Genomic DNA, 12,564 nt, shown 5'->3' with positions numbered 1-12,564 from the left:
TGTCAATAATGCCGTCTACCCCAATTCTGGCACTCTCAGACGTTAAGTGCCAGTTTAATGCAGTAGGGTGTCCTCGCCGCCTCCCCCCGGGGCCTAGTCGTCTACGAGAAGCAAGTCTCCAATCACACCATCGGCCAGCAACCGTCCCCGCGTTGTCAGGACCAGGTACTCTCCCTCCCACGTTGCCAGACCATCTCCTACCGCCGTGGCAGCCACCTGCGCTTGTGCAGGGGTGAGCACACTACGGTGCAACCCATCACGCACCCGAAGTCGCAACATGATGGTCTCTTCCCGCAGTTCTTCCGCCGTCAATACCTCGCACCAGTCAGCTGGGTAAATGCCGTGGGCCAACAACGCCCCATAGCTACGGGGATTTTTGCGGATACTCCACCGCACACCACCCAGATAGCCATGTGCTCCCGGGCCAGCAGCCCACCAGTTCCCACCCTCCCAATAGCCCAGGTTGTGCCGGCAGCGCGCCTCATGCGAACGTGCCCAGTTGGACACTTCATACCAGGCAAAGCCAGCCTGCTGCAGCGCCGCATCAATCTGATAGTAGCGGTCCGCTTGCACATCCTCATCCACCGGCGCAATCTCGCCGCGTACGATCTTGCGGAAAAGGGCAGTTCCGGGTTCAACAGTTAACGCGTAGGCGGACACATGATCGACCCCGGTCTCCACCACCGTCTCTACACTGCGAGTCACATCGTCTGCAGTCTCCCCAGGGGTACCGTAAATAAGATCGAGGTTGAGGTGCTCAAAACCAACAGCCTGCGCCTCCCGAATGGCGGAAACCGCTCGGGTTGGGTCGTGATTCCGGTCGAGGAGCGCCAGCACCTGCGGAGAGCTGGACTGCATACCGAGGGAGAGCCGATTAACCCCCGCCTTCCGCCAGCATTCGAACAGTTCCGGCGAGGTACTTTCCGGGTTGGCCTCACTTGTGATCTCTGCCCCTGGCGCGATCCCACAACACTCCCGCACCACTGCCAAAATTGCGGGAAGACGATCTCCAAGAAGACTGGGCGTACCTCCCCCGAAAAACACTGTGCTCGCAGGAGGTGGCGTTACCCCCCGGTCTGCCAATAACTGTGCCCCCAGGCGTATCTCATGGCACAACTGGTCTGCCCAAGTGGTGATGGGGTCTCCGGTAGGACCAGCGGGAAAAGTGTGGAGTGCGTACGTATTGAAATCACAGTAGCCGCAGCGCGACGTGCAAAAAGGGACGTGAAGATAGATGCCAAAGGGCCGGGTGGCGAGAGCCTGTCGATCGACACACTCCCACGGAACCTGTGGGGTAGGAGCGTCCGTCGGTGTGTGGGCAGACGACGGCATAGTCACCGGCTATCCGAGTGGGCTGTGCCGTCCGCTGCAACGCCCGCAGCAGTAGTAGCACTCTCATCAACATTCTCAACAACCGCAGGTTCGATGACATTGTGGACATCTACCCGTCGGCGATACGCATTCTGTACGGCATCAATAATCGGCAGCAACAGAAACTTGGCGATAACCAAGCAGATGGGAATGAGGATGAGGAGCGCGAAAAACATCTGCCACCCCACCGGCAGGTCCACAAACCAGGACGCCACCGTGTTAGTCCAGTCAATGAACCGTTCCATTCGCCACCTCCTGATCGTTATCCGTTGCAGACCCCAGCACACAGCTGGCGCTTTGCCTCCCGCTTACCTTTGCGGTTCTCCTCTTTAGGGTAGTTGATGAGCACCATGAGCGGGTCTCTTAGACTAAACCCCGGCGTCGCAACAGTGGAGTGACATCCTTATCACGACCCCGGAAGTCCCGGTAAGCCGCCATGTAGTCGATTGCCCCGCCACGGGAGAGAATCTTCTCCCGGAAACGGCGGCCCGCCTCCGGCACCAACCCACCCTGTTCGTTGAACCAGTCCACCGTATCTGCATCCAACACTTCGGACCACAGATAGCTGTAGTAGCCAGCTGAATATCCATTACTAAAAATGTGCTGGTAGTAGCGAGTGCGGTAGCGCGGTGCAACACCGTCCACTAACAGTCCCGCCCGCTGCAGGGCAGCACGTTCGAAAGCTGCCACATCCAGGTCGTCACCTAAAGCGAGAGCCTCCGCATGGGTGAGAGTGTGCCATGCCATATCAATAATGCAGGCAGCCAAGTACTCCACCGTCGCAAAACCCTGTCCGAACTGCTGTGCGGCTCGCACTTTCTGAACCAGCTCGCTGGGGATAGTCTCCCCCGCTGCGCTGTGGGCATAGACCGGCAGCGTGTCCTCGTGCAGAGTCCACATCTCATTGAACTGGGAGGGAAACTCCACAAAATCCCGCGGCACATTTGTCCCAGAGAAGAGCGGATAGACCACCGAGCTGAGCATCCCATGCAGGGCGTGGCCAAACTCGTGGAAGAGGGTCTCTACCTCGTCAAGGGTCAGAAGAACCTCCTCACCGGCAGGGGCAGGAGTGAGGTTGAGAACGTTAATGATAATGGGTTTCTGCCCCAGGAGATAGTTCTGGTCAACGATGCTATTCATCCAGGCGCCACCCCGCTTTGTCGGGCGTGTAAAGTAATCGGTGAGCAACAGCGCAATCCCCTCCCCCGTTTCCGCATCCGTCACTTCCCACACATCCGTATCCGGGGTGTAGCCCACTAAGTCGGAGCGTTTCACAATGCGTAACCCATAAAGCGTTTCCGCAGCCCGAAAGACGCCCTTCTCCACCACACTCTGCAGGCGAAAATAGGGTTTAAGCATGGCGCTATCGAGGGCATAGTGGGCGGCTCGTACTTTCTCTGCGTAGTACGGCCAGTCTGCAGCGGTAAAGCTAGTATCCCCAGCCGCTTCCGCCATCGCCACGAGGTCTTTCCGTTCACTCTCCGCGTTTCGGACTGCTGCCGGAGCGAGATCAGAAAGAAGCTCCAGCGCAGCCTCCGGGGTGCCTGCTGTTTCGTCGGAAATGACGAATTCCGCAAACGTGTGGTAGCCAAACAGTGTCGCCTTTTCCGCCCGAAGCACCGCCATACGGTGTGCTATCTGCTCGCTGCGCCTACCACCACGCTGTAAAGAGGCCTCATACACGCGAGCACGTACAGCTGGATCAGACAATTGTTCGAGAATAGGTTGAGCAGTCGGCAACCCCAGGGGGACAAGCCAACCCGTCTTTCCTGCGGCACGGGCAGTTTCAGCGAAGAAGGACTTCTGCGCGTCGGCTACACCCGCAAGTTCGGATTCCTCCGTGATGTGGACGGCTCGTAGCTGCGTATCCGTGAGCAAGTTGTCGCCGAACTCTGAAGACAGCTGAGACAGCTCGGCATTAATCTCCCGGATCCGAGCCTGCGCCTCCTCGGCAAGGCCTGCCCCATGGCGCAGGAAAAGGTCGTGATAACGCTGCACCAACGCCACCGTCTCCGCATCCAACTGCGCTGCTGTTACCTGGCCCTTCACCTCAATCCTCCCCAGGCTCTCTGGCAACGCCTGGAACACAGCATCAATACGGCGGAAAAGCTGCGGATTCATATACATGTCGTCAGAGTGCTGGGCGATAAGCGGGGCGATCTCCGCTTCCATTCGCAGCCGCTCATCCGTCGCATCAGCACCTGCCACCGTAAAGAAATACCCCAAGACACGGGCAAGGTCCTGCCCACTTCGTTCCAAGGCCACCACCGTATTAGCGGCGGTAGGGGCATCCGGAGAGTCCGCAATAGCTGCGATTTCAACACTATGGCGGCGTAGTGCCTCTTCCAGTGCCGGCATCACATGCTCGTCGCGAATAACGGAAAAGTCAGGCAAACCGTAGGGCAGCGTGGAGGGGGCCAACAGCGGGTTAGCAGTGGACACAGCACACCTTTCTCGTTGTCTCGGGTTGTTGTTCACGCCTCGGCTCGAGACTCTGGCAGCAGCCAGGAAAGCCGCATCGTGGCATGGTTGTGGGTTCTATCTTAGCGAGGACAAGGTAACCTCGGATTATGGCTGAAAACGACACCACTACTGTGACCTCTCCACGTGGAGTCCCTTCCCCCTTTGTTGTCACCACCCGGTCCGGGCAGGTCCAAGGGCTTGACCGCACCCACGACGTGGTCTTCTACAGCATCCCCTACGCTGCTCCCCTCTCCGGCATTTCCCGCTTTGCCAAACCCGAGCCACCACTGCCCTGGGATGGCATTCGCGACTGCACCGCCCCCGGTTCCACCGCCCAAGACTTCTCCACCACACCCAACCCCACCATCCCAGAGGTGGTACGGCCCGGCGCAGAAAAGCTCAATCTCACGATCTACGCGCCCAAAGATGCTCTCCCCCAACCGGGCAAACTTCCGCTAGCGCATCCGCTCCCCGTCTTTGTGTGGATTCATGGCGGCAGCTTCATTGTGGGCGAAAATGCCTGTGACTGGTGGGACGGTGCGAAGTTCACCGCCGCCGGCGTCATCGTGGTCACCATCAACTATCGGCTCGATGCGGAAGGCTGGCTGCCACTGCCGGATGCACCCCAGAACCGCGGTATGCTCGACCAGCTAGCCGCCCTCCAATGGGTGCAGCGGAATATCTCCGCATTCGGTGGCGACCCCCAGCGTGTCACTATTGGAGGCCAGTCTGCGGGTGGCACAAGCGCTCTCTGCCTGGCTTCGAATCCTGCCGCTCAGGGACTTTTCCAGCAGGTATTTTCATGCTCACCCGCGTTCGTCCGTCTCCCCGCAGACGGGGGTGCAAAGGGGATCGTTAAGGCGGCTCGCCGCGCAATGCCATTCCGAACTTTCACGGCCGATGCACTGTCACAATGGCCGCTGCAGAAGATGGAGAAGCTCTCCCTCCGGATGCGGCGCAGCAACCCACTCGGTCTCCCCTTTTACCCGGTGCGCGATAAGGCTACCCAGCCGCAGTCCCTGACTGACGCGGCTGACAGTGCCCTTTTCCAGCACTATCCAATGCTCATTGGATCCACCTCGGAAGAGTTCGATTCAGTCACTTTTAACGGTGCACTGAAGCTGCTCTCCCGACTGGGCGTGGAAATTTCTCTCTCCACGGCGGGCGTGGATCCCAGCCGGAGAAACAGTGTGATTGCCGCTCACCACGACGACATCCACGAAGGCCGCGTGGGGGCCGTCATGTCTGACACCATGATTCGAGCTACTGTCGCCACCGCGATTGAAGGGCGCGTCCTTGACCAACCGGCTGAAGAGTCCCGCACCTGGGTCTATGACTATCGTTGGCCAGGTCGGCAAGGGGCTGCCCACTGCGCAGACCTCCCCATATGGTTTGGCACGCTCGGGGCAAAGACTGCCAACAACGTAGTGGGCCCCGTCACCACAACTGATCCTAGTGATCCGACTGCTGCAGTATTAGATGATGCCGCCGGGCAAACTACCGCAGATCTCATGCATAGTGCGCTACAGCACTTCATTGCCGACGGTAACCCGGGATGGCCCACCTATAACGAGACGACGCGTGTCTGCATGGTGTGGGATGAGAAACCCCATGTGGAAATGGACTGCTATCGGGCTGCCCGGAGTACGTGGGGACTTAGTTAGAGGTATGCCTCTCGAGGAGCTAGCGTCCCTGTGAAGCTAGTTCTTTTTCTTGTCGCTTTCTGCGTCGGCGGAGAGAGCTGCGATGAAGGCTTCCTGCGGCACGTCTACGCGGCCGATGGTCTTCATCCGCTTCTTGCCCTCCTTCTGCTTTTCCAGCAGCTTGCGCTTACGGGAAATGTCGCCGCCGTAGCACTTGGCCAAGACGTCCTTGCGGATGGCGCGGATATTCTCGCGGGCAATAATGCGCGAGCCGACTGCTGCCTGAATAGGCACTTCGAACTGCTGTCGGGGGATGAGGGCTCGCAGTTTCTTCGTCATCATATTGCCGTAGGTGGAGGCATAATCCTTGTGGACAATAGCGGAGAATGCGTCCACTGCTTCGCCCTGCAATAGAATATCGACCTTTACCAGGTCGGACAGCTGCTCACCGTCCTCGTGGTAGTCCAGTGAGGCGTATCCACGGGTCCGTGACTTCAGAGAGTCGAAGAAGTCGAAGATGATTTCGGCAAGGGGTAGACGGTAGCGCAGTTCCACGCGTGTCTCAGACAAGTAATCCATGCCCTTCAACTCACCGCGGTGGGTTTGGCACAGCTCCATGGTGGTGCCCACAAACTCGCTGGGCACAATAATCGAGGAGCTCACGACGGGCTCGTTGACTTCCCGGAGTTTGCCTTCCGGCCAATTGGAGGGGTTTGTCACCTCGTACTCGGTACCGTCTTCGGTGACAACCCGGTAGTGCACGTTGGGTGTGGTGGAGATGAGGTCCAACCCAAACTCGCGCTGCAGACGATCGCGGGTGATCTCCATGTGGAGGAGGCCGAGGAAGCCGCAGCGGAAGCCGAAGCCCAGTGCCACAGAGGTCTCCGGCTCGTAGGTAAGGGCAGCGTCATTGAGCTGCAGCTTGTCTAGCGCATCGCGCAGGTCGGGGTAGTCGGAGGCATCGATAGGATAAAGACCGGAATAGACCATGGGCTTTGGATCTTCATAGCCGGCCAAGGGTTCTTCTGCTCCGTCTTTAAAGGTGGTGACGGTGTCGCCCACTTTGGACTGACGGACGTCTTTCACACCGGTGATGAGGTAGCCTACCTCTCCCGCACCAAGTCCATCGGTGGGTTTTGGCTCGGGCGAGATAACGCCCACTTCCAGGAGTTCGTGGACGGCACCAGTCGACATCATGCGAATCTTGGTACGGGGGCGGATTTCCCCGTCCATCACACGAATGTAGGTGACGACTCCGCGGTAGATGTCATAGACGGAGTCGAAGATGAGGGCGCGAGTGGGGCCGCTGGAGCTGCCTGTCGGGGCGGGAACTTTCTCGGCGATGACGTCCATGAGCTCTTCGACGCCGATGCCCGACTTTGCCGAGACCTGAATGACGTCGCTGGGATCGCAGCCGATAATTTGGGCGATTTCACGGGCGTAGCGATCCGGGTCGGCAGCTGGCAGATCGATCTTGTTAAGGACGGGGATGATCTCCAGATCCTTATCGATGGCCATGTAGAGGTTAGCAAGGGTTTGCGCTTCGATACCCTGGGCGGCGTCGACCAGCAGCACGGCCCCTTCGCAGGCTTCGAGAGCACGGGAAACCTCGTAGGTAAAGTCGACGTGCCCGGGGGTGTCGATGAGGTGCATGACAATCTCTTGGCCAGCACAGGTTCCTGTCTTGGGCACCCAGGGGATACGCACGTTCTGCGCCTTAATAGTGATGCCGCGCTCCCGCTCGATGTCCATGCGGTCCAAGTACTGGTCACGCATTTCACGTTGGTTGACGACACCGGTGATCTGCAGCATGCGGTCGGCCAGTGTGGACTTGCCATGGTCGATGTGGGCAATGATGCAGAAGTTACGGATCCGGGCAGGATCAGTAAACGTCGTCTCTGCGAAGTGCGCCATAGAGGTGCTCAAACCTTTCGGACAGTACGGGTCGGGTAGTGCGGAGGGTGAGAGCCACTCGCCCCACGGTCCCGATACGGGAATTCCCCTCTAGTGTCTCACGAAGTGGCAGTTTCTGGAATTTAGGTCGCTCCCGCGGGCGCGTACGCCGGCACACGGTACGCTGAGACGTATGAGTCCAGCTGGAAAAGGCGGCCGTCTCGTCGGTACCTTGGTGCGCGCCGCGAAGAACATTCTCAGTAATCCGTCGACGCGTCGTATTGTTACGCGTGCAACGCAGGAGGCCATCCGGAGCTTTAGCGGAAATACACACGACCGGCAGATCAGCCGTGGGGGCGGTCGACCCACCACCCGTCACGCTAAGAGTGCCCGCAGTGTAGCCCGCCACCTGGTGTACTCCCCTGATCTGGATGGCAAGGCAGATCCGGGCGAGATCGTGTGGACGTGGGTGGAGTTCGAGGAGAACGCCAGCGAAGGCAAAGATCGCCCGGTACTTGTGGTGGGTCGCGATCGTGACACGTTGTTGGGACTCATGCTGTCCTCGCAGTCGCACCGTCGCGAGGACAGCAACTGGGAGTATCTTGGCCGTGGATCCTGGGATAGCCAGCATCGGGAGAGCTACGTGCGGCTAGATCGCGTTTTAGAGGTACCAGAAGCGGGGATCCGCCGTGAGGGGGCCATCCTCGATAAGGAACGTTTTGAGCAGGTCGCGCGCCGCCTGCGGGGTGAGTACGGCTGGTCCTGAACCAGGTAACAGGTTTTGAGTGGTAGCGGTATCTTTGCTAAGCTGAACCTTCGGTGATTGCGTATAGCGCACCCGGTGGACGTCCCGTACTTTTCTGTACGAATACTGCCGAGTGAGATGCCCCGGGGCAACGCGCCGCAATCAAATAAGCATTGAGTCCAGAACACAACAACTTACAGAGGTTTCCACGTGGCAAACATCAAGTCCCAGAAGAAGCGGATCCGCACCAACGAGCGCGCCCGTCTTCGTAACCAGGCCATTAAGTCTGCTCTGCGTACTGATATCCGCGCCTTCCGTGAGGCAGCTGAAGCTGGCGACAAGGAAAAAGCCACTGAGGCTCTGCGCGTCGCCAGCCGCTCTCTCGACAAGGCTGTGAGCAAAGGCGTCATCCACAAGAACCAGGCGGCCAACAAGAAGTCCGCTATGGCTCAGCAGACCAACGCTCTCTAATCTGCGCTAGCACATCGCAGAAGCGCCGGTTCGGGTTATCCCGACCGGCGCTTCTGCTATAGAGAGACACATATCGTGGCAGCAATCATCGTCTCACCCGTCACCCCAGCTATCGAGGAGAGCGAATGAGCTAGGTAACAAGCCTTAGCGCCGGCCTGCCAGTTGAGAAATCTCCCGGACAGCTTTCTCCAGGGCATACTCAGCATCCGCTGATTGCCCTTTCACTGCCCCATTCAGCTCGGTAGCAATCTGCATCGCCTGCGCCAGGCGAGCAGCATCCCATCCCCGCAGTTGCTGCTGAATCTTTTTGATCTTCCAGGGCGGCATACCCAATGTTTTCGCGGAAGAGTAGGGATCCACGCGACCGATAGCAGAAAGACGTGCCATCCCTAAGAGGGAATCTCCCAACGCATCCGCGATCGGAACAGGATGCAGACCTCCCACTAGTGCCCAGCGGAGAGCTGTCAACGCAGCCGCCGTGTTCCCCGCGAGTGTATCGTCGGCAACCTGAAATCCGGTAACACCCGCCACCCCCGCGTAGTAGCGCCTGACAGCCGCTGAGTCTACCCGTCCCCCAGTATCCGCAACCAATTGGGTCACTGCGGAGGCCAGCTCCCGAAGATCCCCACCAATGGCATCAAGAAGCGCATGGACGGCATCGCTACTAGGACGGACACCCAGGTTACGAAACTCGTTGATAACAAAGGCCTCCCTTTCACTCACCTTGGTGATCTTCGGGCATTCCGTCACCTCCGCACCTGCCTTCTTTAAGACGGTAACGAGGTTTTTTGCACGGCCTCCACCACTGTGAACCACTACTAGGACGATCCCTGGCGCTGGTTCGTGTACTGCCTGTTCGATGGTGGCTGCTGCCTCTTTGCCGGCTTCGCCAGCTGCTTCAAGGACAACAACGCGGTCTTCCGCGAAGAGAGAGGGGCTCAGCAGTTCGACAATTTCGGACGGTGTGACATCGCCCGCACGGAGTTTGGTAACGGGAAGTTCTTCCGGGTTGCTCTGCATTCCCGCACGCACGCCCCGGATGATGCTGGCGATAGCACGGTCGATGAGGAATTCTTCGTCACCAAGAATGAGCTGCAGAGGGTTCACGCCTCTATCTTGCCATGCCGATGGCACAAATCTGGTTGGTCGCGGTGATTGTCACCGTCTCGCCTGCTGCCAGTTCGACGACAGGGGTGCCGCCCGGAGTGAAGGACACGCGAGAGGACGCCACGGAAGATTCTGTAGGAGACACCCGCGGGGAGACACTGAAGGGTGTCGGGCCAGAGCGATGAGCAGAAGGGCGGGATCCGCGCGTGATGGTGGCGTGGGATGCCGCCGTGCTCAGATGCACAAGAACGGGATGCTGCATACTGGCGGCAAGTTCATCAATGTGTGGCAGGGCCGCTGCGGTGAGTCTACCCTCTAGGAGGATGACCGAGCGCTGCGATTGGTGGTGCGATCCTTGGTGTTTAACCCCCACAGTGTGCGTAGCGCCCGTGGCAGTGAAAGGCGATGCGGTGAAGTCCGATGCCGAAGACACCAGAGTGAGAGCATCTGGCTGACGTTGGCAGGTCGTCATATGCCGATAGCTTCCGGCAGCATGTCCGCCCGTTACTACCCCAGCCACTATGACGAGAGCGACAACCACTCCCCTCCCTCTCCGTGTGTGGCAGGCGAGCACCGCCGCAGCAAGCACAGCGGTGGCCAGCAAGCTGGGGACCAGAGTTGGAACAAGTCCTGGGGAAAGCTTCTCGGGGAGAGCAAGCTGAGCCCAACCGGGGCCACCCAGTGCCCTTCCCACCTTCTCTACCCACCACAATGCAGGCAACAGCACCATCAGCACTACTGCCCCCACAGGCGGGAAGAAGAGACTCGTGGCTACCCCCACCAACCCAACAGCGGTGATGAGGGGAACAACCGGTGCAACCACAGTATTGGCGAGCACCCCAAGAACGCTAGCGGTCCCAAAAAGGTAGAGGCTTAGTGGAAGTGTGCTGCTGGCGGCTACCGCTGCCACCGCCAGCACCTCGCCCACAACAAGGGGAAGACCCAACTGTGTGAGTTGCTCGGCGAGGCGAGGTGCCGCCCAGATGAGTGCTGCGGTGGCCGCTACAGAAAGGAGAAATCCGGGGGACACCGCAAAAAGCGGTGAGACGATGATAAGGCTGAGTATGCCTGCTCCGAGTGCAGGAAACGCGGCGCTCCGTCCACCTTCCCACAGTGCAAGTACGCCAACGGCTCCGCTGATCGTGGCACGGAGCACGGCTGGTTCGGGACCGATCAGCGCCGCGAAGAGAACAAGGAGGAGAGAGTGCACGATTACCCGGCGGCGTGGGGAAGCGTGATGGAGCGTGACTCCTGCGAGGAGCAGCACATAGCTGACATTGGCACCACTGACGGCAGTGAGGTGAGTGAGGCCACTGGCGCGGTAGCAGCGCTGCTGGTCTGGAGTGAGGCCGGAGGTGTCGCCAATGGTCATTCCGCGGGCGAGCGCATGCAGACTGGTGGTGAGACCCGCTGTGTCAGCAAGGGTAAGCGCCTCCTCCCATTGCCGTGCAACGAGTGCAGAAAATGCCCACATTCCCTGCGGTGCACGGGCACTACGGAGATAAATTGCCCGCCACTCCCCCAAGCTGAGATGGTGGTCTGGTGGCCGTAACGGTTTAACAACCAGTGTGACACGTTGTCCTAAAACAAGTTTTTGAAACTGTGCTGCGCGGGCATGGATAATCATCTCCCCATGGGCGGTGCGTAGCGTAAAGCGCGTACCAGTGACATTATGGAGTGGTCTACTGGTGATACGGCCGATGACCACCCGCGATGAGGCTGCCGTGGGGGACCCCAGGAGTCGAGGGGCGGAGGCGGTAACTGACGGGGCATGGGCAGCTACCGGGGTGCGGGCAGCGACCGGGGTGCGGGCAGCGAATGGGGCAGACAGGCCAGAAGCGGTCGTGGGCGCAGAATAGAGCTCGCGCCTCCCCAGCTCGGTGAGAAACAGGTGTGGCAGCACTGCGGCACCACCCAGCACTACCGCAAGCAACGCCGCAAGAATAAGAGACGCGAGCGGAGACTCTAACCTACGCCGGCGAACTCGCCACACAATGACAGCCCCGACGGACGCACTCGCTACAATTCCTCCCAGGATATGTATCCCCCCTTCTGCACCTGCTAGGGCAGTCGCCCACAGGCAAAGAGCCGGTACAACGAGACGAATGTCGTGGACACGGTCCCCATGCCGGTGCGGAAGGTGGGTATCGTTCCTGCTAAACGGTGGCATGTCCGCGCATCTTGGCGAGTTTGCCCTCACCAATCCCATCGACGGCAGTCAGTTCCTCCACACTGGAAAAGGGCCCGTTCGTGGTGCGGTAATCAACGATGGCTTGTGCGGTGGCGGGACCGACACCGGGAAGCCCGTCAAGCTCTGCAACAGAAGCAGTATTGATGTTAATAAGGCCGTTGGCCGGTGAAGACGCTGCTGAACCCGCTTGCAGTGTGGCTCCTCCTGCAGAAGGCTCGCTGGTGCTCGTCGCCGTTTCGAGCGCGCCCCTGCCGGTGGGTGGTGTGGTTGTCAGGGTGACGGTGCGAACCTCGGCTGGCTGTCCGGAGTTAGAGTTGCTGTTCTGCATAGTTGGGGCAGACTGGGCGGACCGCAGACTTACCGGGGAGACTCCACTGGCATGGAGCATCCAATAGTTGGCGATGAGGCTTGTCGTGGAGAGTCCCACCAACACCATCACGGCGATAACGAATCCGCGTAGTTGCAGGCTTGTCATGGTTGCCCACCAGTGCGTTATCCGCTGTGCTCCAGGAATAGCAGAAGCAGCAGCAAACGGTCGGGATGAGGGTGGCGAGTGAGTTGGGTCAGGGTCGGGCGGGGTGGCGTGTTCTTCGCTGCCCCATCCACTCTGTGCCCAGGTGGGCGCGTTGGGTGGGTAAACACTGATGGGTGGGCGGTGTGGCATACCAGCAGCGTAGAAG

Annotated in this window: 10 protein-coding genes; 3 read left to right on the top strand and 7 right to left on the bottom strand. The window is 59.5% G+C overall.

What is annotated here, in order from left to right:
- Window positions 1-93 precede the first annotated feature (93 nt).
- The 3 genes from hemW to IY73_RS06900 form a co-directional block, all read right to left on the bottom strand.
- Window positions 94-1,332: a radical SAM family heme chaperone HemW gene (hemW, locus tag IY73_RS06910; RefSeq protein ID WP_082345516.1), complete on the bottom strand. Its 1,239-nt coding sequence runs from the start codon at window positions 1,330-1,332 to the stop codon at window positions 94-96.
- A gap of 2 nt (window positions 1,333-1,334) precedes the next feature.
- Entirely contained in the window at window positions 1,335-1,616 is a 282-nt protein-coding gene (locus IY73_RS06905) for a hypothetical protein (RefSeq protein WP_053962434.1), read from the bottom strand.
- Between the two features lie 118 nt (window positions 1,617-1,734).
- A complete protein-coding gene (locus tag IY73_RS06900; protein WP_053962433.1) occupies window positions 1,735-3,813 on the bottom strand; it encodes a M3 family metallopeptidase in 2,079 nt (692 codons plus the stop codon).
- 128 nt (window positions 3,814-3,941) lie between these two features.
- Here IY73_RS06900 and IY73_RS06895 point away from each other — a divergent pair, with 128 nt between their 5' ends.
- Complete coding sequence (locus IY73_RS06895; protein WP_053962432.1) at window positions 3,942-5,498, top strand: carboxylesterase/lipase family protein; 1,557 nt, start codon at window positions 3,942-3,944, stop codon at window positions 5,496-5,498.
- Between the two features lie 36 nt (window positions 5,499-5,534).
- Here the strand turns inward: IY73_RS06895 and lepA are convergent, their stop codons facing one another.
- On the bottom strand, window positions 5,535-7,391 hold the full coding sequence (gene lepA, locus IY73_RS06890) for a translation elongation factor 4 (protein ID WP_053962431.1): 1,857 nt from the start codon (window positions 7,389-7,391) through the stop codon (window positions 5,535-5,537).
- 172 nt (window positions 7,392-7,563) lie between these two features.
- Here lepA and IY73_RS06885 point away from each other — a divergent pair, with 172 nt between their 5' ends.
- Together IY73_RS06885 and rpsT are read left to right on the top strand one after the other, a co-directional pair.
- Complete coding sequence (locus IY73_RS06885; protein WP_053962430.1) at window positions 7,564-8,136, top strand: type II toxin-antitoxin system PemK/MazF family toxin; 573 nt, start codon at window positions 7,564-7,566, stop codon at window positions 8,134-8,136.
- A 189-nt stretch (window positions 8,137-8,325) separates the two neighbouring features.
- Complete coding sequence (rpsT, locus tag IY73_RS06880) at window positions 8,326-8,586, top strand: 30S ribosomal protein S20 (protein ID WP_053962429.1); 261 nt, start codon at window positions 8,326-8,328, stop codon at window positions 8,584-8,586.
- 144 nt (window positions 8,587-8,730) lie between these two features.
- Here the strand turns inward: rpsT and holA are convergent, their stop codons facing one another.
- The 3 genes from holA to IY73_RS06865 are packed head-to-tail and all read right to left on the bottom strand — an operon-like array spanning window position 8,731 to window position 12,548.
- The gene (holA, locus tag IY73_RS06875) at window positions 8,731-9,693 is read right to left on the bottom strand and encodes a DNA polymerase III subunit delta (RefSeq protein WP_053962428.1); all 963 of its coding nucleotides are present in this window, start codon (window positions 9,691-9,693) and stop codon (window positions 8,731-8,733) included.
- 4 nt (window positions 9,694-9,697) lie between these two features.
- Window positions 9,698-11,863, bottom strand: a complete 2,166-nt coding sequence (locus IY73_RS06870; RefSeq protein ID WP_158408654.1) for a ComEC/Rec2 family competence protein — start codon at window positions 11,861-11,863, stop codon at window positions 9,698-9,700.
- Window positions 11,850-12,548, bottom strand: coding sequence for a ComEA family DNA-binding protein (locus IY73_RS06865; RefSeq protein ID WP_082345513.1), 699 nt, complete (start codon window positions 12,546-12,548; stop codon window positions 11,850-11,852). The genes IY73_RS06870 and IY73_RS06865 overlap by 14 nt, the downstream gene beginning before the upstream one ends.
- Between the last annotated feature and the right edge of the window lie 16 nt (window positions 12,549-12,564).

Source organism: Lawsonella clevelandensis, assembly GCF_001293125.1.
GTDB classification, from domain to species: domain Bacteria; phylum Actinomycetota; class Actinomycetes; order Mycobacteriales; family Mycobacteriaceae; genus Lawsonella; species Lawsonella clevelandensis.
The sequence above is the reverse complement of the archived record's forward strand: the minus strand, read 5'-3'. Positions and strand labels throughout refer to the sequence as shown.

Bases quoted from the DNA above. Each gene is read 5' to 3' on its own strand.
- IY73_RS06895 (WP_053962432.1), top strand. From the start codon at position 3,942: ATGGCTGAAAACGACACCACTACTGTGACCTCTCCACGTGGAGTCCCT.
- IY73_RS06870 (WP_158408654.1), bottom strand. From the start codon at position 11,863: ATGCCACCGTTTAGCAGGAACGATACCCACCTTCCGCACCGGCATGGG.
- IY73_RS06865 (WP_082345513.1), bottom strand. From the start codon at position 12,548: ATGCCACACCGCCCACCCATCAGTGTTTACCCACCCAACGCGCCCACC.
- IY73_RS06885 (WP_053962430.1), top strand. From the start codon at position 7,564: ATGAGTCCAGCTGGAAAAGGCGGCCGTCTCGTCGGTACCTTGGTGCGC.
- lepA (WP_053962431.1), bottom strand. From the start codon at position 7,391: ATGGCGCACTTCGCAGAGACGACGTTTACTGATCCTGCCCGGATCCGT.
- IY73_RS06905 (WP_053962434.1), bottom strand. From the start codon at position 1,616: ATGGAACGGTTCATTGACTGGACTAACACGGTGGCGTCCTGGTTTGTG.
- hemW (WP_082345516.1), bottom strand. From the start codon at position 1,332: ATGCCGTCGTCTGCCCACACACCGACGGACGCTCCTACCCCACAGGTT.